At 57.9% G+C, this 25,804-nt stretch carries 22 protein-coding genes; 12 read left to right on the top strand and 10 right to left on the bottom strand.

Features of this window, described 5'->3' with window-relative positions; translation table 11 throughout:
- Positions 1–22 precede the first annotated feature (22 nt).
- The 3 genes from JOE29_RS08335 to JOE29_RS08345 all read left to right on the top strand — a co-directional run bounded on the left by JOE29_RS08335 (position 23) and on the right by JOE29_RS08345 (position 3,549).
- Complete coding sequence (locus JOE29_RS08335) at positions 23–907, top strand: LysR family transcriptional regulator (RefSeq protein ID WP_024649341.1); 885 nt, start codon at positions 23–25, stop codon at positions 905–907.
- A gap of 108 nt (positions 908–1,015) precedes the next feature.
- A complete protein-coding gene (locus JOE29_RS08340; RefSeq protein ID WP_032699114.1) occupies positions 1,016–1,240 on the top strand; it encodes a DUF6434 domain-containing protein in 225 nt (74 codons plus the stop codon).
- A gap of 215 nt (positions 1,241–1,455) precedes the next feature.
- Positions 1,456–3,549 carry a PAS domain-containing protein gene (locus JOE29_RS08345; RefSeq protein WP_210079346.1) on the top strand — a complete coding sequence of 698 codons (2,094 nt, stop codon included), beginning with the start codon at positions 1,456–1,458 and terminating at the stop codon, positions 3,547–3,549.
- A gap of 12 nt (positions 3,550–3,561) precedes the next feature.
- On the opposite strand, the gene JOE29_RS08350 is transcribed toward JOE29_RS08345, so the two are convergent.
- On the bottom strand, positions 3,562–4,137 hold the full coding sequence (locus JOE29_RS08350; RefSeq protein WP_032659258.1) for an ankyrin repeat domain-containing protein: 576 nt from the start codon (positions 4,135–4,137) through the stop codon (positions 3,562–3,564).
- Between the two features lie 60 nt (positions 4,138–4,197).
- Positions 4,198–5,703 (bottom strand): catalase KatB, encoded by a 1,506-nt coding sequence (gene katB / locus JOE29_RS08355; protein WP_003344123.1) that lies wholly within the window; start codon positions 5,701–5,703, stop codon positions 4,198–4,200.
- A gap of 574 nt (positions 5,704–6,277) precedes the next feature.
- On the opposite strand from katB, the gene JOE29_RS08360 reads away from it, so the two are divergent.
- The 3 genes from JOE29_RS08360 to JOE29_RS08370 all read left to right on the top strand — a co-directional run bounded on the left by JOE29_RS08360 (position 6,278) and on the right by JOE29_RS08370 (position 9,854).
- Positions 6,278–7,003, top strand: coding sequence for a GNAT family N-acetyltransferase (locus JOE29_RS08360; RefSeq protein WP_057407441.1), 726 nt, complete (start codon positions 6,278–6,280; stop codon positions 7,001–7,003).
- Positions 7,004–7,193: 190 nt separating this feature from the next.
- A complete protein-coding gene (locus tag JOE29_RS08365) occupies positions 7,194–8,834 on the top strand; it encodes a methyl-accepting chemotaxis protein (RefSeq protein WP_057407490.1) in 1,641 nt (546 codons plus the stop codon).
- A gap of 138 nt (positions 8,835–8,972) precedes the next feature.
- Positions 8,973–9,854 (top strand): CAP domain-containing protein, encoded by an 882-nt coding sequence (locus JOE29_RS08370; protein ID WP_003412256.1) that lies wholly within the window; start codon positions 8,973–8,975, stop codon positions 9,852–9,854.
- 88 nt (positions 9,855–9,942) lie between these two features.
- On the opposite strand, the gene JOE29_RS08375 is transcribed toward JOE29_RS08370, so the two are convergent.
- Both JOE29_RS08375 and JOE29_RS08380 read right to left on the bottom strand, forming a co-directional pair.
- Complete coding sequence (locus tag JOE29_RS08375) at positions 9,943–11,571, bottom strand: methyl-accepting chemotaxis protein (RefSeq protein ID WP_210079348.1); 1,629 nt, start codon at positions 11,569–11,571, stop codon at positions 9,943–9,945.
- A 131-nt stretch (positions 11,572–11,702) separates the two neighbouring features.
- Positions 11,703–12,320: a TetR/AcrR family transcriptional regulator gene (locus JOE29_RS08380; RefSeq protein WP_003315871.1), complete on the bottom strand. Its 618-nt coding sequence runs from the start codon at positions 12,318–12,320 to the stop codon at positions 11,703–11,705.
- A gap of 184 nt (positions 12,321–12,504) precedes the next feature.
- Here JOE29_RS08380 and JOE29_RS08385 point away from each other — a divergent pair, with 184 nt between their 5' ends.
- Positions 12,505–13,026 carry a DUF3237 domain-containing protein gene (locus JOE29_RS08385; RefSeq protein WP_003344107.1) on the top strand — a complete coding sequence of 174 codons (522 nt, stop codon included), beginning with the start codon at positions 12,505–12,507 and terminating at the stop codon, positions 13,024–13,026.
- Between the two features lie 57 nt (positions 13,027–13,083).
- Here the strand turns inward: JOE29_RS08385 and JOE29_RS08390 are convergent, their stop codons facing one another.
- The 3 genes from JOE29_RS08390 to JOE29_RS08400 all read right to left on the bottom strand — a co-directional run bounded on the left by JOE29_RS08390 (position 13,084) and on the right by JOE29_RS08400 (position 16,761).
- A complete protein-coding gene (locus JOE29_RS08390) occupies positions 13,084–15,201 on the bottom strand; it encodes a TonB-dependent siderophore receptor (RefSeq protein ID WP_080397680.1) in 2,118 nt (705 codons plus the stop codon).
- A 120-nt stretch (positions 15,202–15,321) separates the two neighbouring features.
- Complete coding sequence (locus tag JOE29_RS08395; RefSeq protein WP_044313248.1) at positions 15,322–15,762, bottom strand: GNAT family acetyltransferase; 441 nt, start codon at positions 15,760–15,762, stop codon at positions 15,322–15,324.
- A gap of 54 nt (positions 15,763–15,816) precedes the next feature.
- A complete protein-coding gene (locus JOE29_RS08400; protein ID WP_210079350.1) occupies positions 15,817–16,761 on the bottom strand; it encodes an alpha/beta hydrolase in 945 nt (314 codons plus the stop codon).
- Between the two features lie 351 nt (positions 16,762–17,112).
- Here JOE29_RS08400 and JOE29_RS08405 point away from each other — a divergent pair, with 351 nt between their 5' ends.
- The 3 genes from JOE29_RS08405 to JOE29_RS08415 all read left to right on the top strand — a co-directional run bounded on the left by JOE29_RS08405 (position 17,113) and on the right by JOE29_RS08415 (position 20,412).
- On the top strand, positions 17,113–17,622 hold the full coding sequence (locus JOE29_RS08405; RefSeq protein ID WP_044313247.1) for a GNAT family N-acetyltransferase: 510 nt from the start codon (positions 17,113–17,115) through the stop codon (positions 17,620–17,622).
- Positions 17,623–18,027: 405 nt separating this feature from the next.
- Positions 18,028–18,288, top strand: coding sequence for a DUF1652 domain-containing protein (locus JOE29_RS08410; protein ID WP_044313246.1), 261 nt, complete (start codon positions 18,028–18,030; stop codon positions 18,286–18,288).
- A gap of 723 nt (positions 18,289–19,011) precedes the next feature.
- Positions 19,012–20,412 (top strand): pyridine nucleotide-disulfide oxidoreductase, encoded by a 1,401-nt coding sequence (locus JOE29_RS08415; protein ID WP_044313245.1) that lies wholly within the window; start codon positions 19,012–19,014, stop codon positions 20,410–20,412.
- A 110-nt stretch (positions 20,413–20,522) separates the two neighbouring features.
- Here JOE29_RS08415 and csrA read toward each other — a convergent pair whose 3' ends face one another.
- The 3 genes from csrA to JOE29_RS08430 form a co-directional block, all read right to left on the bottom strand.
- Positions 20,523–20,711, bottom strand: a complete 189-nt coding sequence (gene csrA / locus JOE29_RS08420) for a carbon storage regulator CsrA (RefSeq protein WP_002554157.1) — start codon at positions 20,709–20,711, stop codon at positions 20,523–20,525.
- Positions 20,712–21,232: 521 nt separating this feature from the next.
- Entirely contained in the window at positions 21,233–22,585 is a 1,353-nt protein-coding gene (locus JOE29_RS08425) for a GntP family permease (RefSeq protein ID WP_003315860.1), read from the bottom strand.
- 98 nt (positions 22,586–22,683) lie between these two features.
- Complete coding sequence (locus JOE29_RS08430) at positions 22,684–23,172, bottom strand: gluconokinase (RefSeq protein WP_003344097.1); 489 nt, start codon at positions 23,170–23,172, stop codon at positions 22,684–22,686.
- Between the two features lie 283 nt (positions 23,173–23,455).
- On the opposite strand from JOE29_RS08430, the gene JOE29_RS08435 reads away from it, so the two are divergent.
- Positions 23,456–24,472, top strand: a complete 1,017-nt coding sequence (locus JOE29_RS08435; protein WP_016568529.1) for a LacI family DNA-binding transcriptional regulator — start codon at positions 23,456–23,458, stop codon at positions 24,470–24,472.
- 328 nt (positions 24,473–24,800) lie between these two features.
- On the top strand, positions 24,801–25,772 hold the full coding sequence (locus JOE29_RS08440) for a YncE family protein (RefSeq protein WP_044313244.1): 972 nt from the start codon (positions 24,801–24,803) through the stop codon (positions 25,770–25,772).
- Positions 25,773–25,804 lie beyond the last annotated feature (32 nt).

Raw genomic sequence — 25,804 nt, forward strand, 5'->3', positions numbered from 1 at the left:
GTTAAACCGATATGAGAGCGCCATGAGTTATTCGCCAGAAGCCCTGGAAGCCTTCGCCCAGATTGCCGCGCTGGGTTCGTTCAGCGCGGCCGCACGCCGTCTGGGCAAGAGTCAATCGACCATCAGTGAAGCGATCGCCCGCCTGGAAATCGATCTGGGGCTGGAGCTGTTCGATCGCTCTTCCAGGCAACCGGTCCTCACCGAAGCGGGGAGGGTCATGCTGGGCCGTGTCGATGATCTGCTGTGCGCCTCGGACCGGCTGCGTCGCGCGGCTGCGCGGCTTGCGGCAGGGGTCGAGCCACGGCTGACGCTGGTGCTGTCGGATGCCAACCAGTTTGCCGATTTCGAACGGCTGATGACCGAGCTCGATCAACGCTTTCCAGAGCTGGAAATGGAATGCGTGTTCGCCGAGCATGGCGACGCCATCAGCCTGGTGCAGTCGGGCAGGGCGTCACTGGGGCTGCTGTCGGCGCAAGCCAGCTACCCACCGGAAATCGGTCACGCGACCATCGAGGAAAGTGCCGATTTCGGTCTGTTCGTGTCGCACAAACATCCACTGGCCGCGCTGGAACGGGTCGATTACCAACAGCTGGCCCGCTATCGCGCCTTGCGCCTCAATACGCTGATCGAGCACAGCATCCCCACCGACGACCTGCCCACCAGCGGCCATCGGCATTGGTCGGCACCCAATTACCTGCTGTTGATGGACATGGCTGCGTTCGGGTTTGGCTGGTCGGCATTACCGCGCTGGCTGGTGTCGCGCTATTCGGGCGGCCTTCTGAAAGAGCTGCAAGTCTCCGGCTGGCCGCGGCGCTCGGCGGTGGACGTCATCTGGTCGTTCCAACGCAGTCTGGGGCCTGCGGGCGCGTGGCTGCTTGAGTCGCTGGTGCCGTTTGCGGGAGAGTGAGTCGGGTTTGCGCAATTTCCTGTACGCCACAAGCTTTTCCAGTCTCGCGACTGCAGCAGAATCCCTTTATAAAGAGTGTCTGCAACCCGACAGCACGAGGAATCAGGCATGGCTTTCGATTGGCACTCCGACCTCATCACGCGCGACACGCCGGTGAATGACCACTATCGGAACACGCAGAACGTGAGGCGCTTCATGACCTTGCAGTGCGGGGCGTCGTTCAGGTTCGATCGGCCATTCATGGCGTGGATCAAAAATGGCGAGCCCAAGAACATGGGGCAAGTCGCAGACCAATGGCTGCGCCTGCATGCGGCAACCTCAGTGTCGAACTGACAGCGTGCGCCGCAATGGGACCGGTCCCGCACGGCAGGTCCTGTGCTGGTGAAGACTGTTCACAAAAGCATGTCTCGATCTGATTTGACGAAAACCACCAATTTCTGAACTCAAAAAGCCATTATTTTTGCAAGCGAGCGTTTTTTCTCGTAGCGTGTTCGCGTCGCCCCGCACGACGGGAAAGCGGCACAACCAATACCTCAGGTGCCGCCGCTGTGACCCCGACAGATTTACAACGTCTCCAGAGCCGGTTAGCGGCTCTGGAGCAGGAAAACGCTTCGCTTAAAGAGAGCCTGAGCGTCACCGGTCGGGAGGCCGAATACGCCTTGGCACAATCCCAGGAGCGTTATCGTTTTCTGTTCAACGCGATGGATGAAGGCTTTTGCATCATTGAGTTCTTTGACGGGCCGCACGGTCCGCTGAGCGATTACCTTCACGTCGAAGCCAACCCGGCCTACGAGTACCACGCCGGCATTTCCAACGTGGTGGGCAAGAAGCTGCGCGAGATGGTTCGCGAGGAGGCTGATGGCTGGGTGGAGTTTTACGGCGATGTGTTGCGGACCGGCAAGCCGATCCGTTTCGAGCGCGAGCTGGTGGCCACCGGGCGTTATCTGGCTTTGACCGCGTTTCGCATCGAGCCGGCCAGCCGCCGGCAGGTCGCGGTACTGTTTCAAGACATCACTGAACGCAAGCGCGCCGAGCTGGCGCTCAAGCAACTGAACGAAACACTGGAGGCGCGCATTGTCGAAGCCGTGGCCGAGCGCAATGTGCTGGCCGATGTCGTCAACGGCACCAATGCGATCATTCATGTCGTCGACTGCAATTTTCGCTGGATGGCCATCAATGGCGCTGCCTTGCGCGAGTTCGAGCGCCTGTTCGGCGTCCGGCCGCAAGTGGGTGACAGTATGCTCGACCTGCTCGACGACCGGCCGCACAGCAAGGCTGATCTTGAACGGCGCTGGACGCGTGCGTTAGCGGGCGAGGAGTTCGCCGAAAGCGTCAGCTTCAGTGACTCGAACGATCCGGCCAGCCATTTTGAAATACGTTACAGCACGCTGCGCAATGCTCAGGGGCAGGCCATTGGCGCTTACCTGTTTGCCTACGATGTCAGCGAACGGCTGCGCGAGCAGAAGCGCCTGAGCCAGGCTGAAGAAGCCTTGCGCCAGTCGCAGAAGATGGAAGCCGTAGGCCAGTTGACTGGCGGTATCGCCCACGACTTCAACAACCTGTTGACCGGCATCACGGGCTCGCTGGAACTGCTCAAGACGCGGGTGAGCCAGGGCCGTTTCAATGAACTGGACCGCTACATAGGGGCTGCGCAGGATGCTTCCAAACGTGCGGCTTCACTGACTCATCGATTGCTGGCGTTTTCGCGTCGGCAGACCCTGGACCCCAAGCCGGTCGACGTCAACCGGCTGGTCATCGGCATGGAAGAACTGATTCGGCGCACGGTCGGGCCGCACATCACCGTGGAGGTGGTGACCTCGGTCGGGTTGTGGTCAACGTTCATCGATGCACCGCAGCTGGAAAATGCCTTGTTGAACCTGTGCATCAACGCCAGGGACGCCATGCCGCGAGGCGGGCGGATTACCATCGAGACAGCCAACCGCTGGATTGACGAGCGTGGTTCGCAAAGCCGCGATCTGATCCCCGGGCAGTACCTGTCGTTGTGTGTCAGCGACACCGGCACCGGCATGTCGCCCGAGGTCATCAATCGGGCATTCGATCCTTTCTTTACTACCAAGCCACTGGGGCAGGGCACGGGGCTGGGGTTGTCGATGGTGTACGGTTTCGTGCGCCAGTCCGGCGGCCAGGTGCGCATTTATTCCGAGCCTGATCAGGGCACGAACATGTGCCTGTATCTGCCGCGTCATTACCTTGGGGCGCCGGAAGAGATCGAGTCTGCGGATGCCTCTGAATCGACGTCGGTACAGAACGAGCGCACCGTGATGATTGTCGACGATGAGCCGACCATCCGCATGCTGGTGGCCGAAGTACTGGAGGATCAGGGCTACATTCCGATCGAGGCGGACGAAGGCGCATCTGCGCTCAAGGTGCTGGAGTCCGATGCGCGTATCGACCTGCTGGTGACTGACGTCGGGTTGCCGGGTGGCATGAATGGCCGGCAATTGGCCGATGCGGCGCGGATCATTCGACCCGACCTCAAAGTGCTGTTCATTACCGGCTACGCAGAGAACGCCATCATTGGCAACGGCCATCTGGACCCGGGGATGTGGGTGCTCACCAAACCCTTCACCATGGAAGCGTTTGCCAGCCGCATCTACGAAATGATCGAGCGCGAAGACTGATTCCAGCCGCCGTCAGCGGACAGGCGGCGCCTGGAATTCACCTTTGGACAAGCCTTCCACGTCATTGCCCATGCTGTCACGAATGCTCAGGTCTGCGCCCTTGTCGGTCAGTTCCTTGAGCACTTCAGTGCGTTTGAACAAGGCGGCGTACATGGCCGCAGTCTGTCCGGCATTGTTGGTGAGGTTCGCACCACAATCTGCCTGCACCAGACGCTTGGCGATGCTCAGTTCACCTTTGAAAATCGCACCCATCAGCGCCGTATTGCCGCGATTGTCCTTGGCGCATGGGTCCGCTCCGGCGTCTATCAGGCGTATCACCGAATCCTCATGGCCGTGATAGGCCGCCAGAATCAGACCGGTATAGCCTTGTTCGTCACGGATGTTGAGGTCGTAATGAGCCTCGATAAACGTGTCCAGCATCGGGTTGTTGCCTTCACGGGAGGCGTCGAAAAACAGCGTGCGCAGTTGGCTGGCAGTCTGTTCGGCGCTCAGCTCTGAAGGCGGTGGAGTGGGGGTGGGTGTCGATGCCGGTGGTGTGGCGTTAGCGGCTGCGGCAAACAGCAGCAAGCCATAGATCAGATGCTTCATGGGCGTTCTCCTGACGGGAACCGTCCCGGCGACAGAGCACCGGGACGGGGTATCAGATCATCAGTCCTTGAGGCTTGCAGCCAGGGACTTGACCTTGCTCAGATCGCCTTTGGCGACTTCGGCTACCCGAGTGCCGTAGTCCGGATCCGCCTTGTACAGGTACGACAGCATGATGTTCTTGCTTTCAGTGTCGGTGTCGGCCAGCGACTCACCAAAGCTCTGCACCAGGTCAGTCTTCTCTTTCGCGCTGTAGGAGCGATACAGATCACCCGCCTGCTTGAAGTTCTGCTCACGCGTGATCTTCGCCTGCTGGGTAGTGCCACTGAGCGGCAGCTGGCTGTAGCGCGCTTTGTCATCCGCTGGACGCGGTTCCAGACGGCTCGGCTCATAGTTGACGCCGCTGGTGGTGTGACCGGTATTCAGCGCACCGTCCTGATTGCCGTTGTTGACCGCAACTTTTGGCTGGTTGACGGGCAGGCTCAGGCCATTGGCGCCAAGGCGATACATCTGGGTGTCAGCGTAGGAGAACACACGGCCTTGCAGCAGACGGTCCTCGGAAGGTTCGATACCTGGAACCAGGTTGGCCGGGGCCATGGCGACCTGCTCGGTTTCCTGGAAGTAGTTGTCGACGTTCTTGTTCAGGACCATCTGCCCGATCTTCTTCTCGGGAACGTCCGGCCAGATCTTGGTAGCGTCCAGTGGGTCGAAGTCGAATTTCGCCAGCTCTTCAGGCTTCAGGACCTGAACGTACAGGTCCCATTTCGGGAAGTCACCTTTTTTGATCGCGCCGACCAGATCGTTGGTCAGGTGGCTGTAGTCCTTGGACTGGACCTGAGCAACTTCCTTGGGATCAAGGTTCTTGAGGCCCTGCAGGGATTTCCAGTGGAACTTGACGTAGTGCACTTCGCCCTTGGCGTTGACCAGTTTGTAGGCGTGTACACCGTTGCCGTCCATGAAGCGATAGCCCGCTGGGGTGCCCTCGTTTGAATACAACAGGGTCAACGTACGGGTGGCTTCTGGTACGTGGGAGAAGAAGTCGAAGCGACGCGAATCGTTGTCCAGATTGGTACGCGGGTCAGGTTTGAACGCGTGGACCATGTCCGGGAACTTGATGGCGTCACGAATGAAAAAGGTCGGGAAGTTGTTGCCGACCAGATCCCAGTTACCGTCAGCCGTGTAGAACTTGGTGGCGAAGCCGTGCGGGTCGCGCAGGGTTTCAGGCGAGTGATTGCCGTGAACCACGGAGGAGAAGCGCACGAATACCGGGGTCTTCTCACCGGATTTGAAAACGGTCGCCTTGCTCAGGTCGCTGATGTCGGCGGAGGCCGTGAACTCGCCTTTGACGCCAGTACCACGGGCATGCACGACGCGCTCAGGAATGCGTTCGCGATCAAAGCGCTGCAGCTTTTGCAGCAGCTGCACGTCTTGCAGCAGGACAGGCCCTTCGGCGCCTGCGGTCTGAGAATTCTGATTGTCTCCAACGACGGCGCCATTGTCGCGGGTCAGGGTATCGGCTGCATAAGCGGTCGGAATAGTAATCAGACCGGCTGCAGTTAGACACACCATGTGTCTGGACCAGTTTAATAACGGCATTTTGAATCCCTCATATTTTTAGTAGGCCGGATTATCTTAGGCGCGTGAGGGAAATGCGGTGATTATAAAAATGTATCGGGGCGATTGAGATAAATACTCGGGCAAAAGGTAGACCCGGTAAAGAATGTTTGCACTGAACTCGCCTGGTGCATTGATGCACGTTCAGACGTTGTGGATCAAGTTATATATCCGTATTTTCTCTAGTTCTGTATCCATCTGAAATAAATGGATTTTTATTGAATGTCGACAGTCATTAAACTTGCCGTCTCGCCCCTCTATCAGGCAGATGTGAATCATTATCAACTTTGTTGTCTGGCTCCCGTCAGGTCGCTGTCGAGTGGGTTGGTACGATCGTACTGATAGTTAGGGTCATCGTTCAGGTGGGTGACTATTTGATATTTTTTTTTAAGTCATCGTATAAGTTGCAACTAAGTTGGCGCGCTGCTGGATGCTGGCAATATGACAATATCGGTCCTGAATGCTTCGACGCGCTATCATGTGGCCACGTCCTGTACAGACACACCTATTAAATGGAGCCCCTTGTCCCATGCCGACGATCATGCTGCTACACACCCCGCCGCCGGAATTCATCCGTAGCCAGATCCAGCAGATGGTTGTCGACTACGTGACGGACATCAGCCTGGTGGCCATTGCGCCGAGCAACCCGCTGTACAACCTTTACCAGTACGGCGTGGGCTACGAGGTGCATTTGTACCTGAATGCCATGGACGGTTCGCAGCAGCTGACCGTGGAGCTGATCGTCGCGCTGGACGATGAAGACCCCGAAACCGTATTGGGTTTTTTGCTGTACCTGCCTGTCCAGGATGATCCGCAAGCCTGCGCCGTAGCCTACATGGCGGTGCGCGACAGCCACCGTCGTCAGGGCATCGCACGCTCGATGCTGGAGAAAATGACCAGTCGCTATCCGCACGCAGAGCTGTATTGCGTGGTCGGAAAAGTCGCGTATTTCGAGGCAATGGGCTTTCAAGTGTTGGGTGCGCGTGGTCCGCAGGTCATCATGAACACGCGTGATCACGGTACTGACGGCTTGCTTGCGGTCATGGATATCGCGCCGATCTACAACTCGGTGGAAGTGCGGCAGATTCATGCTTACCTGCTCAAACAGCACGGCAACAGCGCTATGGTCGATGCGGAGAAGCAACGCGACCGCCATCTGGACCGCATGGCCCTTGAAGCGAGAACGTTCGCCGAGCAACGTCTTGGCAACAATGAGCTGGCAGACGACGCGTCGCAAACCTCGCGCCTGCACTGACAAAGAGTGCCAGTGAGGCAGGACCGATAGAGAGCGTTAGGGCACAAGTGCGACTTGTAAAAGTTTTCTATCAAAAAACGAGGAGGGGGTGGAACGATCCAAATGAGGTGAAGTCATTATGACATCATCGCTGTTTGATCAACTCATTCCGGCACTGACACCACTCCTCATTCAGCAACAGGTAAGCCCCATGAACGTCCTGCGTCAGTCCAAGTTTTCTACCAAGCTTCTCTCTGCTTTCATCATTTGTGCGTTGATCACGCTGGCCGTCGGCGCTCTGGGGATGGTCGGAGTGACCCGCCTGGGCAATAACCTTGAGCTTACTTTTTCCAACAACCTCGTCTCGGTCAGCAACACCAATGAAGCGCTGACCAGCTTCACCGCTCACAACCGTGGGCTTTACCGTTTGCTGGATGCGCAGGATGGCGGTGTCTCCGAAACGGACAAGGATCGCGTTCGTCAGGCGTTGAGTGATGACCTGGCCCGTGCGCAAAAAGTGTTTGCGATCTACCGCGCCACGCCTCTGGAAGATGACGAGCGCGCCGCCGGGGACCAGTTGGAACTGATGCTGCCCGCTTACGTTTCGGGCTCTCAACAGGTTGTCGACCTGATGAAGGCAGGTAATTACGAGGCTGCCCGTACCCAGTTGAACAGCCTGTCCTCGGAAAGCTTTACCAAGGTGCGCAGTTACCTGCGCACCATTATCGATTCCAACAACCGTCAGATCAAGGAAGGCGCAGCCGCTGCTGCCGACCTGAAGGCCAGTTCGGTATTGATGCTGGAGATTGGCGTGGTGATCGCTTTTCTGGTGGCCATCATGCTCGGCGTGCTGATTACCCGCATGATCACCCGTCCTTTGGCTGTCGCAGTCGCCAGTGCTCAGCGCATTGCGGGCGGTGACCTGACCCAGCCTATTGTTTCTAACAGTGGCGATGAGGCCGGGCAACTGTTGGACGCGCTGTCCGACATGCAGGGCGGGCTGAAAAACACCATCCAACAGATTGCCAGTGCCTCGGACCAGCTGGCTTCCGCTGCCGAAGAACTGAGCGCCGTCACCGATGAAAGCACCCGCGGGCTGACTCGCCAGAACGACGAAATCCAGCAGGCGGCAACAGCCGTCAATCAGATGACTGCCGCAGTGGAAGAAGTGGCGCGCAACGCGGTGTCCACCTCCGAGGCTTCGAAGTCTGCGACAGACGATGCCGTCGATGGTCGTGGCCAGGTCGATCACACGGTCAAGGGCATCACCACCATGGTCCATGAGATCACGGCATCCACTGGCGCTGTGTCCGAGCTGGCCGGGCATGTGCGGGAAATCAGCAAGGTGCTTGACGTGATTCGCAGTATCGCCGAGCAGACCAACCTGCTGGCCTTGAACGCCGCCATTGAAGCTGCGCGTGCCGGCGAACAGGGTCGTGGTTTTGCGGTGGTGGCTGACGAGGTTCGGGCTTTGGCGCACCGTACCCAGGCATCGACCGTGGAAATCGAAGGCATGATCAGTACCGTGCAGTCGGGTGCTGATGGCGCGGTTGCGGCGATGGGCAAGAGCCTGTCGCTGGCCACCAACACCCAGGAACTGGCCCTGCGTGCGGGCGCGGCGCTGGAGAAAATCACCCTGGGTGTAGCCACCATCAACGAGCGTAATCTGGTCATTGCTTCCGCCTCGGAAGAGCAGGCCCAGGTGGCCCGCGAGGTAGACCGCAACCTGATCAACATTCAGGACCTGTCGACCCAGAGCGCTGCCGGTGCCAACCAGACCAGCGCGTCCAGTCAGGAGCTGTCGCGACTGGCCACCTCGTTCAACTCACTGGTTGCCAACTTCAAGCTGTAAGTCGTCCTCACGAGGCATTGTCTGGCGCACGTCTGGGCCCGATCGGTTGTTAAATTCCGGTCAGGCATGAAAAAGGCGTTGCGCCCGACCGGGTCATTTCGCGCATCATAGGCGGACTCAGCCCGAGAGAGACTTTTCATGCCTGTCATTCATTACCTTCTGCGCCTGTCGCTCCCGCGAGTGTCGATATCCTTTCTGGCCGTGTTGTGCTCTGGCGTGTTTGCCAGTGCTGCGCTGGCCGGCGACGAAACGCAATTGATCGAATCCCTCAATGCCTATCGCGGCCAGGCGCAGCGCTGCGGCGAGCAGGTGTCCATGGAACTGCCACCGCTGACCAGCGATGCGCGTCTGGTGCTGCCGGCCAGTGGCAATCTGGACCTGCAACAGGCGCTGACGCGTGCTTCCTACCCGATGGTCACCGTGCAGGCGATAAGCCTGTCCGGTCCGAACAATGCAGACGCTGCACTCAAGGCGGTTCTGGAGAGTTTCTGCCGTGTGGTGCTGGACCCGCAGTTCGTCGACATCGGTGTCAGCCGCGAAGGGCGAGACTGGCGTATCGTGCTGGCGCGCTCGCTGGTCGCGTCGCGTCTTGGCGACTGGCAGACAGAGGGGCAAAAGATACTGGAAATGATCAACAACGCCCGCACTCAGGCACGCCAGTGCGGCACACAATCCTTCGCCGCTACCACGCCGCTGGCCTGGAACCTGGTACTGGGGACCGCTGCACAACGTCATTCCCAGGCGATGGCCAATCAAAACTTTTTTGACCACAAGGATCGTGACGGCCGTACACCTGGCGACCGCGCCGAACTGGCCGGGTATGTGGGTCAGCAGGTGGGGGAGAACATTGCCGCCGGTCAGGACAGTGCGCGCAAGGTGGTGGATGGCTGGCTGCTGAGCCCGGGCCACTGCGCCAACCTGATGAATCCGGATTTCCGCGAGCTGGGTGCAGCCTACGCGATGGACCCGAAAAGTGACGCAGGGATTTACTGGACGGCAATGTTCGGCACGCAGCAGTAGCGTCTGCCGCTGCGCAACGGGCTGTCAAGCCTGGGCAAGCTATTCGACAAGGAAAGATGCCGGGAAGCGAGCTTCCCGGCAGAGGGGCTTAAACGCGGAATTGCTTGGTGAGACGGTTCAGGCTTGAAGCCAGGGTTGACAGTTCGGCAGTGGCGATGGCCGTCTGATTGGAGCCCTCGGACGTCTGGCTGGACAGATCACGAATGCTGACCAGGCTTCTGTCGACTTCTCGAGCGACCTGAGCCTGTTCTTCAGCTGCGGTGGCAATCATCAGGTTCCGTTCATTGATCTGGCTGATGGATTCGGTGATTTCCAGCAGCGCCTTGCCGGCGCCATTGGCCATCTCCAGCGTCTTGTGGGCCTGAACGCTGGTCTGCTCCATTGCGCTGACGGCATTGCCGGTTCCGGTCTGAATCGAGCCGACCATCTGCTCGATTTCTCGGGTCGATTGCTGAGTGCGATGCGCCAGTGCCCGGACTTCGTCCGCAACCACCGCAAAACCTCGTCCGGCTTCACCTGCGCGGGCCGCTTCGATGGCCGCGTTGAGCGCCAGCAGGTTGGTCTGTTCGGCGATGGCGCGAATCACATCCAGCACCTTGCTGATATCCGTCGCCATGACGGCCAGGCCCTGTACCTCGGTGGAGGTGATCTGCACCTTGGAAACCATCAGGTTGATCGCCGTGACGGTCTCATCGACCTGCGCGCGTCCGGCCATGGCTGCAGTGCTCGATTGCGAGGTCACTTCCGATGCCGATGCGGCATTACTGGCCACTTCTTCCACCGCCGCGCTCATCTCGTTAACGGCCGTGGCTGCCATTTCGATCTCGTTGGTCTGGCGCAGAATGGTGCGCGATGCGTCTTCCGTGACTGCATGCATTTCCTCGGAGGTGGCCGCCAGCTGGGTGGACGAGTCGCCGATCAGGATCAGGGCATTGCGCAGGTTGGCCTGCATGGTGGCGAGTGCGGCAATCAGTTTCGCCGCCTCGTCAGTACCATGTTGCGGGATATCCTTGCTCAGATCATTGGTGGCAATGCGTTGCGCGATACTCAACGAATCGCCAATCGGGCCCGTCACACTGCGGGTGTACATCCAGGCAAGGAGCAGCGTGGTAATGACGCCGACGGCGATGAAAATACCCACCATCCACAATGTCTGCTTATAGGCAGCCTGAGCGGTAGCGCCAGCTTTCTCTGCTTTGCCGTCGTTGACGCCGATGAGTTTCTTCATCCCGGCTTCAACCTGATCGGCCGCGCTTTTCATTTCGCCATTGGAGGTTGCCACTGCAGCTTCCAGATTGCCGGCTGCCACCGAGGCCAGGTAGCGGTCCTGTGCCACCTGATACCCGGCCTGTGCCTGGGACAATTCATCGAATGCCTGGCGCCCTTGCGGAGTCACGATCAATTTGCCGAGTGCATCAAAATAGCTGGCGATCAGCGAGCGAGACTGCTGGATATCGCTGAGCGCCTTGGTCTTTCGATCCTGCGGTTCAATCGGATTGCGCACACGGGCGTTGTTGCCGCGGATACTGACAAACTCCCGATCAATCGACCCGAGCTGTTTCACGCTCGGAAGCACATTGGTCTCGATGAATTTTTCCGCCGCATTGAGCTCGGCCGCCTGACGCAGGGCGAGGAGGCCCAAGGCAATGATCATCAGGCAGAACACGCCGAAACAGAGCGTCGAACGGGCGGCCAGGTTGAGTTTTCGCAGGATCATAGTGTTTCTCCGAAGGGGTAATCAGCTATCGCCCTCATTCGGATTAACTTGGCTGTAAAAGAGTAACAAGGTATTTCAGAAGGGTTGCAATGTCGGTTCTTATCAGTACCAGCTGGTTCTGTTATGTGCGCTCAACGTTTCTCCATGCCCAACATGAAAGTATCGACTGCGCGTTTGACCAAGGCGCGAATTTCTTCGATGCTCAGCGGCATGGGTGCCTGTTGGTAAAGGCGAATCTCGGTTTCGGCAGTCAATAGCGCAGTCAGCTGCAACGCGGCGATATGCGGGTCGGTGTCACGCAACTGGCCTCTTCGCATCGCCAGAGCCATCATTGAGGTGACTGTCTGCAGACACTGGCTGGGACCGGATTCGTAGAACATCATGCCGATGTCCGAGTGTCCGGACTCGGCGACCACCATGCGATACACGGCCAGTGCCTTGTCATCATTGATAAGCACCATCAGCATGCGTTCCCCGAAGCGCGTGAACAGGGTCCGCAAATCGATCGGTCTGTCATCCTGGATCGCCAGCTCTGAAACCGCGTCGGCCAAATGGGCGGTTGCGAGTCTGTCGACTACGGCGATGAACAGTTCTTCCTTGGAAGGGAAATAACTGTAGATCGTCGCCTTGGAGCCACCCATTCGTTTGGTGACCTCATTCATCGATGCACGCTCGTAGCCCATTTCGAGGAAGACACTTGCTGCGGCATCAATGATGGCTTCGCGGCGAGCTTCAGTACGGACCTTCATTCATATCCTCAATTCTCCGGTGGGCAGATCGTGTGCAAAATTCTCTAGACTGGAACTGAACCGTTCGGTACGATTTCAGTCGACTCCGTGGAGCTTACTGGAAAAGCAGGCGTAGATAAATGCCGATGGACTGCACCCGGCCATTCGTTGCCCGAATCCATTCAAAGATGGAGTGAACAGTTCTATGACCATTATCGACTTCAACAAATCCGTCAAACGCTCTTTTCGTGGTAATACGGCAACGGCTCCTCAGCTGGAAAAAATGCTGACGGTGATTCTGAAGACCGATGCTCCTGTGCTCATGGGGATATGTAGCGATGGACTGCGTAGCAACAGCACTGTTTTGGGCGGGGAGTTTTACGGCGAAAACTTCAGCGGCTCGGTACTTTCCGGCGGTAGCAATACGCTGGTTGAGTTGTCATCCGAGCTGGCCTTTCTCGAAACCCGTTTCACGCTGGTCACCCAACTGGGTGAAATGATCAACGTAGAAAGCAGAGGCGCTCTGCTTGTTGACGAAATGGGCCAGCACGAGCTGCAGAACGGAGTATGGCCAATCAGCGAAGGCCATTACCAGTGCACTTGCACACCCCGCTTTCAGGTTTCTCTGGGTCCTAACGAGTGGCTGGAGAAGAGCGCGTTCATCGGCAGGTTCGAATACCTGTATGGCAATGAAGCGCTGATCAGCTTTTACCGAATGAAGTTCTGATTCATCCCTTCAAGTGCCACTGAGCAAGCCCGCGCAGGCCTGCTCCGTGGCAACCTCTTAAAACGTGACGCTGGCGCTCAGGCGTGCGGTGCGCGGTTCACCCACATTGACTTGCAACTGGCTGCCGGTGCTGGACGGGTAGTACTGCTTGTCGAACAGGTTATCCACGTTCAACTGCAGGCGTGTTTTATAACCGGCCATAGGCACGTCCCAGCGCAGAAACGCATCGGCTACGGTATAGCTGCTCATATAGAAGGTGTTGGCATCGTCGCCGGCGCGTTCGCCGACGTAGCGTGCGCCGCCACCGGCGTGCCAGTCGCCCAGACCGGACGGGACTTGCAGGTGGTGGGTGAGGTACAGGCTGGCCGTGTGCTTGGGTGCCTGAATCAGACGATTGCCCTCGTTCTTCGGATCGTCGAGCACTTCGGTGTGGGTGTAGGCGTAAGTACCGATCATGTCCCAGCGCTCGGCGATGCGGCCGGTCACGTCCAGCTCCACGCCCTGTGAGCCAACTTTGCCAGCCGCTTCACTGACGCCGGTAGCAACGGTGGTCACAACGTTTTTCTTCTCGATGTCGAACACGGCGAGGTTGAAGTCGAGTTCCGGTGCCAGTGCATATTTGGCGCCGACTTCGTAGCTGCGGCCTTCTTCCGGGTCGAAAGTGGTGCCGTCATCGTTAACGGCCTCGTTGGGGACGAAAGAGCGGCTGTAATTGCCGTACAGCGACAGGTCTTCATTGACCTTGAACACCAGGCCCGCCATCGGCAGGAATATATCGTCATTTTTGTTCAGGTTAGTGTTGCGGGTGGCGCCGAGACCTTGGGCGATGTACTGATCGTAATGCTGGTAACGGCCACCCAGGACCAGAATCCAGCGGTCATCAAGGTGCCAGTTGTCCTTGAGGTAAACGGACGACGAGGTCAGTTGATTGCTCAGGTTGCTGGTGGTCGCACTGACGACACTGGGCTCCGCCAGGCTGCCGTAGCTGGGCGAAAAGATATTGAAGCCACCCTGAATGGCGTTGCGGTAGGTCTTGCCGCGGTATTTGTCGGAGTCTTCCTGCTCGGCACCGATCAGCAGATCATGTTGCTGGCCAAACACTTCCTGCTTGCCGATGAAGTCCCAGCTGGCATAACGCGTTTCATAATCGTAATGGCCGCCATTGGCCTGACGCCGCAGCACGCCGCTGCTGGACAGCGTACTCGGCTGGGCAATCGAGAGGCTGTAGCGGTCGTTGTTCCAGCCGTAGGTCAGGCGGGTTTTCCAGTCATCGCTGAGCTGGTACTCGAAGCGCGCGGTCGCGGTTTCGCTGATGCCGACGGTATTTGCCCATTTTTCGTCCAGGCGCTTGTCGTAGCTGATATCGGCCGGGTGACCGCCCGTGAACACCGTGCCACGGTCGAACGGGCTGACGTAGTCGTTGTATTCGTAAGCCAGCGTCAGGCTGGCGCGCTCCCCGGTCCAGGACAGCGACGGCGCGACCAGCGTGTGCTGGTCAACGCCATAGTTGCGCCAGTAGTCCTCGCTCTGACGCTCGGCCACAAGGCGGTAGGCCAGCCCCGAGTCGCCGAGCGGGCCGGTGGTGTCGACGCCGAAACTGCCGCCGCCTTCACTGTACGCCGAGCCACTGAGCGTGGTGCTTTGCACGTATTGCGGCTGTTTGCTGATCACGTTGATCACGCCACCTGGCTCCATTGCTCCGTACAGCAGCGAGGCCGGGCCTTTGAGCACTTCAACGCGTTCGGCAGTGGCACCGAAATTTTTCGACACCACCGAGCGCACGCCGTCACGCAGCACCGAGCCATCATCATTGGTACCGAAGCCGCGCTTGACCAGTGAGTCCTTGGTGTTGCCAAGCGTATTGCCCTGGCTGACGCCACTGACAAACTTCATGGCATCGTCCAGCGAGCGCACGTTGTAGTCGGCGATGGTCTGCGGTGTCACCACGTTGACCGACTGCGCTTCTTCCTTGAGTGGTACATCACTCTTGCTCGCGGTGCTGGCGCTTTTGGCGCTGTAGCCTTCCTGCGCTTCGGTCGCGGTTGCCGACACCTGCGTAGCGGGCAGCGTTGCAGTTTCAGCTGCATGCACTGCGCCGCCGGAGAACATCGCCAGAGAAAGCGCGGACAGCAGAAAAGTGCCGGGACGGCGAGGGCATTGGAAGGACGTGCTCAAGGGAGATGCTCTGCTATGACGTTAATAGCAATAATTGTAATTTGATATTAATTCTCATGTAAATAAATGATTGAGGCGCCCGATGGTTTCGGTCGCCTCGGCAAACAGAGAGCGCTCGGCTCAGGACTGAGCCGTTACGTTGGCATCGATCCGCTTGCCCATGCTGATAATGAGTTCAGGCGTATAGCCCAAGGTTCGATAGAAGGCCTGCACGCTCTCATTGAAGGTATGGATCTGCAGATTGATCTTCACGCAGCCGAGATCCGCAAGCGCCTTTTCTGCATGCCTGACCAGCCGGGTGCCCAGGCCGTTGCCGCGCTGTTGCGGATCGACGGCAACCGAATACAGCCAGCCGCGATGCCCGTCGTAGCCAGCAAGGAGGGTCCCGACCACTTGGTCATCCGCGAGTGCAACGAAGAACAAATGGTCGTCGACAGCCCGTTTCTTGTCGATCGACAGGTCTGGGCGATTGTGTGGCATGTCGTCATTGAAGACGGTCTTCCACAGCTGGATGACCGCCAGGCGGTGATGCGGGTCTGAATATTCGACAATACAGTTCATTGCGGGGTCCTTAGGCCATGAGTCCGAAGACTACTGCCACGCGCCCGGCGCTGTCTAACCGGCGTTCTTTGAGTCCTCGCCCTGTTTTGTCACCTGAGGCAGCGATGCAGGTTTATCGAACAGGGCACGAATGGCCCGGCTGTAAGCGGGCTGTCCGAGCTGCATGCTGTTGTTATGCGTACCGCCAGGCACCAACAGCAGCTTCTTGGGTTCCTGCGCGGCTGCAAACAACTGTTCGCTGAAGCGAGCCGGTACATAGCGATCCTCGGTGCCGTGCACGATCAGCACCGGCATATGGATGTCTGCAATCTTGTCCAGCGAGTCGAACTTCTGCGACAGCAGCCAGCGCACCGGCAGTGAGGTGTTGGCCAGCGCGGTGGCCACATCGGCCAGATTGGTGAACGTGGATTCTATGATCAGCCCGCGGGCCTGAATCGGCACATTGTCCTTTTCAGCGTTTTCGCCCAGCTCCGCAGCCAGATCCACTGCCACCGCACCGCCCAGAGAGTGCCCATAAATCAGTCTGCGCTGCGGGTCGGGTTGCAACTGCTTCAGACGTTCCCAGGCGATACGTGCGTCTTCATACACGGACTTCTCCGACGGTAGTTGGCCCATGCTTTGTCCGAAACCCCTGTAATCGATCGCCAGTATCGAGTAGCCCTGCGCCTTGAGTTGCTGGATACGGAACAGCTGGCCGGTGAGGTTCCATCGTGATCCATGCAGGTACAGCACCGCCGGAGCGTTCTTGTCCGCAGCGGGCCACCACCATGCATGGATATTCTGCGAGGTGCCGAATGCCGGTGTACTGAGTTCGATTTCCTGCACATCTGCCGGCAGACCGCTGTACCAGCTGGCGGTACCGGGCTCGATGCGGAACACCAGTTCGCGCTCCTTGTGTTCAAGCACTGCACAGCCGACGGGCAGGCCAAGGATGACGGTTATCATGCTAATCCATCTGAGCGGACGGGCTTTGAAGCGAGCCAGCGGCGAAATCGACATAAGAGGAATGGTCCGGTCAACAAAATGAAATAAATGCAGAATCTGCATCCGGGATGCAAGACCAGCCGACGAACGCCGGGTTACAGGATATTGCGTACCTGCGTCGCAAGCACTGAAAGACCGAGGCGAGTAAAACCCGTGGCTTCAATACCTTGCGCAATGTGGCCTAAAGGCAGCATCGACAACGACGCTTATTAGCACGTTTTGTTATTGAGGTAGCCCTTTTCGATAGCCGCGGATTATGCTGTGTGGGCGAGGGCGCTGTGTTTTTGTCATCTACCGTCGCCGGATTCGCCGATCTGCTTGCTGTATTCCCGCGCTTTCTTCAATTTCTTCAAGAGGTTACCGCCTATGTTCACTCACCGTCCCCTGGAAGAAAAAGACGTCCCCCTCATTTGCGAGCTGCCGCAGAATGCCGATGAGCTGTTCTATATGTTCCCCGGGGCAACGTACCCGCTGACCGCCTCGCAACTCGGCCAAGCGCTTGAGACAAGGTATGATTCGACCGTCATTGAAATGGACGGCGAAGTGGTAGGTTTTGCCAATTTTTCTCAATGCAAATTTCGCGGCCGCTGTTCGCTGGGTAATGTCATCATCGCCCCGAAAGCCCGGTCCAGAGGGGTAGGGCGCTTCATGATCACCACCATGATGGGGATCGCGTTCGACAAGCATGAGGCCACTGAAATGGTCGCCTCCTGCTATAACCATAACGTCCCTGGCCTGCTGTTCTATCCACGGATGGGATTCCGTCCATTCCATATCGAAGAAAAGCGCGATAAGCGCGGCGAGCGTGTGGCGTTGATTCATCTGCGGCTGTCCGGCATCGACGCAGAAGAGAACATGCAAGACACGCAAGAGTAAGTTTCGAGCAGGGCACGCACGACTCTTTTCGACGGAGCGGGCGTGCCTTGCAAGAGCCGCATCCGTTTCAGGCTTCAACCGTTCGTCAGTCTTAACTTCCTTCTTTTACGTGCCGTTTATCCACGCGGGTTCACCTCAAGTGCCATTTTGTTGATGAATAGGGCAGTGAATCGTTTTTTCTGTTGACGCCGTCAATAAAAAACTGCGTTAAAAGGGTTGTCGATATTCAGTTATGGAAGTTGCCTCAAGTGCAGGGCGCAGTGTATAACGGGTTTAAGCATCACGTGAGTGGCGACAGATAATTGGCGGGCTGGCGCGGGCCGTTTTTAAAAAGTCATCAACAATAAAAATTATCAAGATTTTGTCACGGTCGGGACATGCTTACACACATAAGGAGATAAAGAAATGATCGCGAGTGGACTGTCCGAGTTAGAACTCAGGAGTATGGTTGAACGTGCGCTTTTGCCGTTGCGTTGCACCTGTACGATTGCCGATGAGCAGATGAATGTGCAGATAAGCCACCCGGTATCCGGGCGCACCCAGCGTCAGAAGAAACTGCCGCTCAGCCGTATCAAGACCGTCCGGGACATCGCTGAGCTGGTGGCCGAGTTGCGTGAAGTGCCGGTGACGGCTCGAGTCGCGAAAGCTTACTACAGCGCTGCCTGATACCGCTGCACCCCGCTGATGCTCCGGCATTACGGTACCTGGCCCTGATCATCGCTGATCGGGGCCTTGTCGTTTCCATGGGTCGATTTATCAATCGCATTCAGTGCTGGGAGAGGGGCTCTTCTGCTCTTCATGAGCGCGGACCCTTGGGTGGCGCACATCGGTAGTGTGCTCGTCAAATTAACAGCGTCGAAAGCCTGTTGTTTTTAGCGCAGACGATAAAAAATAAGTTGAACGCGTTGAACGCTGTAATGTCGTCGACAACTGCTCTTTTGAAGGGGGCTTCCACGGCTGAAAGATACAAGCTCATTCAAATCATCAGGTTATAAAGCGTTCCGGGCCGTTGCCGCTGCTTGCAGCCCATTTGACACTCTTGCTTTTCTTTGCAACTATTCAGTTGCCCGATTTATTTTGTAACGCATTGTCACTCTTCTCAAGTTGATAAAGGCGCTGGGTTAAAAAAGGGCGGTAGCATGACGTCTTATTCCTGTCAGGTCTGAACTTAAGGCCTTGTGTCTGTTTTACCTATTGTAATTTTTTGTGAAGAACACTTTTTCTGACCATGGCGGCTCACAGGTGCCGTGAGTGAGAGAGTGTGCAGTGTGCTGCATGTGTTTTGCCTCGAATCGTGCAGGGACGCTGATTCGCTTTATCAATCAGGTATTCGACCCTCCAGAACTTCTGGACTGCACCCACGTATGAAAATGACGATGGAGCATCATTATGTTTGATACCTGTATGGAAACAGCCTGCGGTTGCGTGGTGGGTGGCGCAGGGCTCGCGGGCATGGGCTTTTTGTTCAACGCCCTGAAAAGCGGCGCGATGCCCGGGCTCGCAGCCAAAGGACTGATTGTCATTGATGCAAGTGACCGGCCCGGTACGGGTGCGCTGGGAGATTACCGGATCACTGCCAACTCGGTTGGCGATGTGTTCATTGATTGTCTTCGCGATCCGGCATTGCGCGAGGTATTCGAACCCCTGGAAAACTCCGCAGCTTACTGGCGCATCAAGGCTCAGGCACAGAGCGCGCCGCAACTGTCGGATGTGGGCCTGCTCATGGCCGAGGCATCCAGGCTGGTGCTGGACCACATCGTGCAACGTTATGGTGTAGAAGTCTGGTCCGGCACGCGCCTGGATGAGGTGATATGCGAGGGTGACGAGTTTTGTCTGCACGTTGACAGCGTGTACGGCAAAAGACGCGTGCGCTGTCAGGCGCTGGTACTCAACCTGGGCGGGCGCCAGGATCCACAACACCTGATCGATGATCTTGCTCGACAAGGCCTGACGCTGCCGGACCACTGCACTGTCCAGAGCGCTGACCGCTTGCTGCGCATGAACGCGGTGCAGTTGCGCGAAGTGTTTGCCCCGGCGCTGGCCGATAACGGGCGCATCACCATCGTCGGGGGATCTCACAGCGCTTTTTCGACGCTGGAGAATCTGGCGGATGCACTGGAGTTTGCCGGCTTGCAGGAACTGTCACTCGTCCATCGCAGCAGCATCAGGCTGTTTTACGAAAGTGTTGAACTGGCGCACGCGGCCGGTTACGTATTTGACGCGCAGCTTGATGTCTGTTCGGTTTCAGGTCGGGTCAACCGTTCCGGAGGTTTGCGTTACCGTGCGCTGGAGATCGGGCGCGAAGCGTTGCAAAGCGGTCGCGTAGGCAAAACCGGCGTGCGCGTACAGATGCTGCAGACACTGGGCGGACGCCCCGATGAACACGAGCAGGCCCGACTAGTTCTGGCCGATTCGGCTGTGATCGTGCAGTGCTCTGGTTATCAGCCCGTGTTGCCCAGACTGAAGGATGCCGATGGCAACCTTGTCAGCCTGCGCGAGGCCAAGGGGGGACTAGACTCGGACGCTGGCGGCTGCCCGTTCGACCAGCACGGCCGTCGAGTCAAGGGTCTGCATCTTTTCGGTCTTGGCGCCGGGCTGGGCGTCGATCCGCACTTGGGCAGCGAGCCAGCCTTCGACGGCCGGATATATGGCGTCTGGCAGTTTCATCATGATGCCAGCCGAGTGGTACTGGAGGCGGTCACACGCAGACTCGCTCATCAGCCTGTAGCTGTCGAGACGTTCATTTCGGAAGGATTCATGCAAGCGGCTTTAGGCCTTCAGGCCGGTTAGGCTGGTGCAGCGCAGGTTGGTGGTCATAAAAAACGGCGTCCCAGGGACGCCGTACGGCCGGTCTGCCAATAAACGGCAGGTCAGCATTGAATAAGGGGGTAGTGCGGGAATTATTGTGGGTCCTGGTTGGGAGCCAGTTCTGCCTGGATACGTTTGTAGATTTCTTCACGATGCACTGAAACATTTTTGGGTGCATTGATGCCCAGGCGGACTTGAAGCCCTTGAACGCCAAGAATCGTGACGGTGATCTCGTCACCGATATTTATGCTTTCGCCTACTTTGCGAGTGAGTATCAACATAATCTTTTCCTTGATGGCCTCTTGAAAACGCCTCTCTCAAGAGGCTGGCGTTTGCCTTTGCGTGGTGATTGTTGCCGAGTGCATCCAAATGCATCCGTCTTATGACGTCGCACAGGTGAATTAAATTCCCTCGGTTCATTTTCTTGTCATCGAGATTTGCATCCCGGATACGACGAGTGCGCCAATTCTGCCCGTTTCGACGTGAAAATGCCCGTATTTACTGGCGTCATATAAAAAGTAACGTCAACCGCTGCACCGTTCCGGGTCATCATCATCTTAGCCGACGGTGCTGCCTGAGCCATTTCGATATGAGTACAAGCGTAGGCACGACTGCACCAGATTGCCCGGGCTTTCTGAAAATTCAAATGAAAGTGCTGAGCGAGTGTGTAGGAAGGGTCTGCGGATCACCTTGGTGTTCACGCTGATGCTGGGTACCACGGGGGGGCTGGGAAGGGATGCACAGGTGTGAGGCAGGGCCAGGCCTTCGCGGGTTTCAGCGCCCGCGAAGGCTCGTTCGGGGTTTACACCGCCATTGACAACAGCATGATGAAAATCAGGCCGACGACCGAGAGGATGGTTTCCATCACCGTCCAGGTCTTGAAGGTCTCGGCAACGGTCATGTTGAAGTACTGCTTCACCAGCCAGAACCCGGCGTCATTGACGTGCGACAGGATCAACGAGCCGGCACCGGTTGCCAGCACCAGCAGCTCGCGATTGACGCCTGGGATCAGGCCGACCACCGGCGCTACGATGCCAGCACCGGTAATGGTTGCCACCGTCGCCGAACCGGTTGCGATACGGATGACCGCCGCTACCAGCCAGGCCAGCATGATCGGGTTGATCTGCGCCTGCACAGCCATGTGTCCGATCACGTCACCCACGCCACTGGCAACCAGCATCTGCTTGAAGCCACCGCCTGCGCCCACAATCAGGACGATTGCCGCCACTGGAGCCAGGCTCTGGTCCAGCAGCTTCATGATTTTGCTGCGATCAAAACCACGTGCGGCGCCGAAGGTGTAGAACGCCAGCAACAGCGCGGCAAGCAGGGCGGTGATCGGGTGACCGATCAGGTCCATCCAGATGCGGAACATGTTGTTTTCCGGCAACACCACATCGGCAAAGGTCTTGAGCAGCATCAGGAAGACTGGCAGCAGGATGGTCACCAGTGTGATGCCGAAGCCTGGCAGGTTTTCAGTGCTCGATTCCTTGGCGATCTGATCCATCAGTTCCTTGGACGGCGTACCGGGGATGCTTTTGGAAATCCAGTTACCGAAGATCGGGCCGGCGATGATGGCCGTCGGCAGTGCAACGATCAGTCCGTAGAAAATGGTTTTGCCGATATCGGCGCCGAAGATGCCGATGGCCAGCAACGGACCCGGATGAGGCGGAACCAGACCGTGTACGGCTGACAGGCCTGCCAGCAGCGGGATGCCGATCTTGACGATGGGCACGCCGGTGCGCCGCGCAACAATGAACACCAGCGGGATCAGCAGGACAAAACCGATCTCGAAGAACAACGGGATGCCCACCAGGAAGGCAGAGAACATCATTGCCCAGTGCACTTTCTGTTTGCCGAACGTGCGTATCAGCGTTTGCGCAATCTGGTCCGCGCCGCCCGAGTCAGCCATCAGCTTGCCGAGCATTGTGCCCAGGCCAAGGATGATGCCGACGAAGCCCAGCACCCCGCCGAAGCCGTCCTGGAAGGATTTCATGACTTTTTCGACCGGCATTCCCGAGGTCAGGCCAAGAAAGCCTGCCGCCAGGGTCAACGCGACGAAAGGGTGCACCTTGAAGGTGGTGATCAGCAGCACCAGGCCGACGATGGTCACCAACGCATCGACGAGCAGGAACGTCTCATGGGTCATACCGAACATGGATGTCTCTCCGGTTTATTGTTTTAAGGAACTGTTAACAGCGCCGACTTCAATCGTGTGTGCGCAAGACAGCGCTGTCTTTTGCACTCACGCCTTTATCAGGCGTGAGAGCCTTTCCACCATGCTGCGGCTTGTTTGCCGATGACATCGATAGGCTGGGACGCGTCCACGATCAATGTAAGCGGTTCGCCATAGGGCGGTTCGAGGGTCGCGAACTGGCTGTCTACAAGACTGGCGGGCATGAAGTGCCCAGGCCGGTGCGAGCAGCGTTCGCTGGCGAGTTCCTTGCTGAGTTCCAGAAAAACGAAACCCAGGCCTGGCACCGCATCACGCAGGCGCTGGCGATAGATGAGCTTGAGCGAAGAGCAGGTCAGAACCGGGTGTTCACCGTTGGCGAGGGCGGCAGCCATCTCTTCGCCCAGGCGGGTCAGCCAGCCGGCACGGTCTTCGTCGTTGAGGGGGGTTCCGGCGCTCATCTTTTCGATGTTGGCTGGAGGATGGAACGCGTCGCCTTCGATCAGGCGGCCGCCGCTGTTCAGGGCAATCTCGGCACCGACGGCGCTTTTGCCGCAGCCAGATACACCCATCACCACAAGGGCGGAAATAGCAGTATTCGCAGTTGTCACAGTAGGCACCTCATCTGGAGACAGCGCTGTCTTCTTTCGGGGGGACATAAGTCTTATCCCGGACTGTTCCAGTTATTTGTCGTTGTTTTGGGCTCATCAATAAGCATGGGAGGCTGTTCTCCGCGGGACCCGAATCGGGTAACCCCTGTGAAACCAGCGATAAAGCATTGTCACGTTCCATGAGACAGCGCTACCTTATGGGGCATTCGACACATTTGGCAACCCTTATGTTAGTTGGCAACGCATGATACGCATTGGTTCCCGCTCGACTGGTCGCCCCACGCTCAATGAAGTGGCGAAGCTGGCTGGCGTCTCTCCGATCACCGCCTCGCGAGCCTTGCGCGGTATCAGCACCGTGGCGCCCGAGTTGGTCGAAAAGGTCCGTGCTGCGGCGCAGAGCCTGGGTTATGTGGCCAACCCGGCAGCCAGGGCGCTGGCCTCTTCCTGCAGTCAGACCGTCGTGGTGCTGGTGCCGTCGCTTTCCAACCAGTTGTTCATCGAGACGCTGGAAGCCATTCAGGACGTGTTGCGCGTGCGCGGCCTGGACGTGCTCATCGGCAACTACCATTACTCACCCGAAGAGGAAGAGAAGCTGCTGCGCAACCATCTGGTCAATCGCCCGCGCGGTATTCTGCTGACCGGTTTCGACCACACGGCAGCGTCCCGCCAGATGCTTGAAACCAGCGGCATACCCTGCGTGCACATGATGGAACTCGACACTCGCCTGGGCGCCTATTGCGTCGGGTTCTCGCAGCAACAGGCCGGTGCCGAAGCTGCGCGGCACCTGCTCGGGCGTGGCCGCCATCGGCTGGCATACATGGCCGCCCAGCTCGACCCTCGTGTGCTGCAACGTGGCACCGGGTTCCGTCGGGTGCTGGAAGACGCCGGGCTGTTCGACCCCGCGCTGCAGGTCTCGACACGCCAGGCCTCCTCGATCGGTCTGGGCGGGGAGTTGTTCGCGCGCCTGCTTGACCAGCATCCGGATGTCGACGGGGTGTTCTTCTGTAATGACGACCTGGCGCAGGGCGCTGCGCTGGAGGCCTTGCGCCTGGGGGTCGCGATTCCCGAACGGGTCTCTCTGGTGGGCTTCAACGACCTGCCTGGGTCCGCGCACATGGTGCCGCGCCTGACCTCGATTCGCACACCCAGGGAAGAAGTCGGACAGCGTGCTGCTCAGGTCTTGCTGGGCCTGCTGGACGGAGTCACCCAGCACCCGCAGGTCGATCTAGGGTTTGAACTGGTGGTACGGGAAAGCTCTTGAATCTTTTCCCCGACCAGCCCTGGCGATCCTTCCCCGGGTCATTGCACTGACCAATGGTAGGGGCGCTCTGCGGGCTCGATGCCTCCGGGCTGGAGTGCCCGACCGTGCTGTCCTGCACTGTTGTCGATACCCTCATTCGAACGGTTTCGGCACATTTCGACTGTTATTTCTGACAGTACCCATCCCCCCGTGTTGAGTATTCAATGACCCTACGTTTTTGGCTCGGAGCGGCATAAGTGTCTTGGCCGCATCGTTGGATGACGGGGATATATCTTCTTATCTATTCCCCGTTCTGGCGGTCTTACAAGACCTATTGAAGGTGAGAGAAATGCAAAAAAAAGCATCTCAGAACGTTAGAGCCCTGACGCATATCGTCGACCCCGTCGGTCCAGGTGTCCCCCTGGACATCGCCTGGCTGACCGGCATTATCCCGCTGGGCTTCGTACCCGCAGAGATCGCTATCAGCCCTGATGAAACCACGTTGTATGTCGCTCATGAAAGTGGTCGCGAAGTCAGTGTGGTCGACATCGCCAGTGCCAGCGTAACGGGTGCCATCAAGCGGGCAGGGGCAGGCGCGATTACCCTGAGCCCCGATGGCAAAAGGCTTTACACCATCGGCCAGAAAAGGTGCTACGTGGTCGATACGCGCATGCGCGAAGTGATCAGGATACTTCCTGCAGCCAACGTCAACAGGATCCTGTGCAGTGCCGATGGCCGTTTTATCTGCCTGTCCTTTCAGAACGCGCTCGGCGGGTTGATTCGCCTCATCGAGACCGAGAATTACACGGTCGAAAACGAGTTCGATCTGGGTGCCCTGACCAACGCATCACTGGCCCTCGGGATCAGCCCGTTGAACGACAGGTTTTACGCAACCATGCTGGTTGACCGGACCGCGCCTACCGATGTTCTTGCGATCAGCAAGGTCGATTACCTGCAACATGACATTCCCGGCTTCTCCGACCCGCGTTCGATGGCCTTCAGTTCCGATGGCGCCTGGCTGTATGTCGGTGGCATCGACGAGGTCTACATCATCGATTCGGCGACCAACAAAACCTTCTATCGGGAAAGGATCGGCACGCAAGGCTACCCGGTGAAAGTCATCGGAGTGACCTCGGATGACCGCTATGTCTACGCGATCTATACCTGTAATTACGACGTTTACCGGATCGACACGGTGAAGGGCATCGCCACCTGCATCGCTTATTTTCCGTCGGTAGGCGGTGCGGTACTCAACAAGACCGGCACGTACATCTATTCCAGTCATCCGGACATGAGCTGGATTTCGATCTACCGGCTATGAAGACTCCTGCAATGGCCTGGCTTGCGTGTTAC

This window comes from Pseudomonas sp. PvP009 (assembly GCF_017832995.1).
Taxonomy (GTDB): domain Bacteria; phylum Pseudomonadota; class Gammaproteobacteria; order Pseudomonadales; family Pseudomonadaceae; genus Aquipseudomonas; species Aquipseudomonas syringae.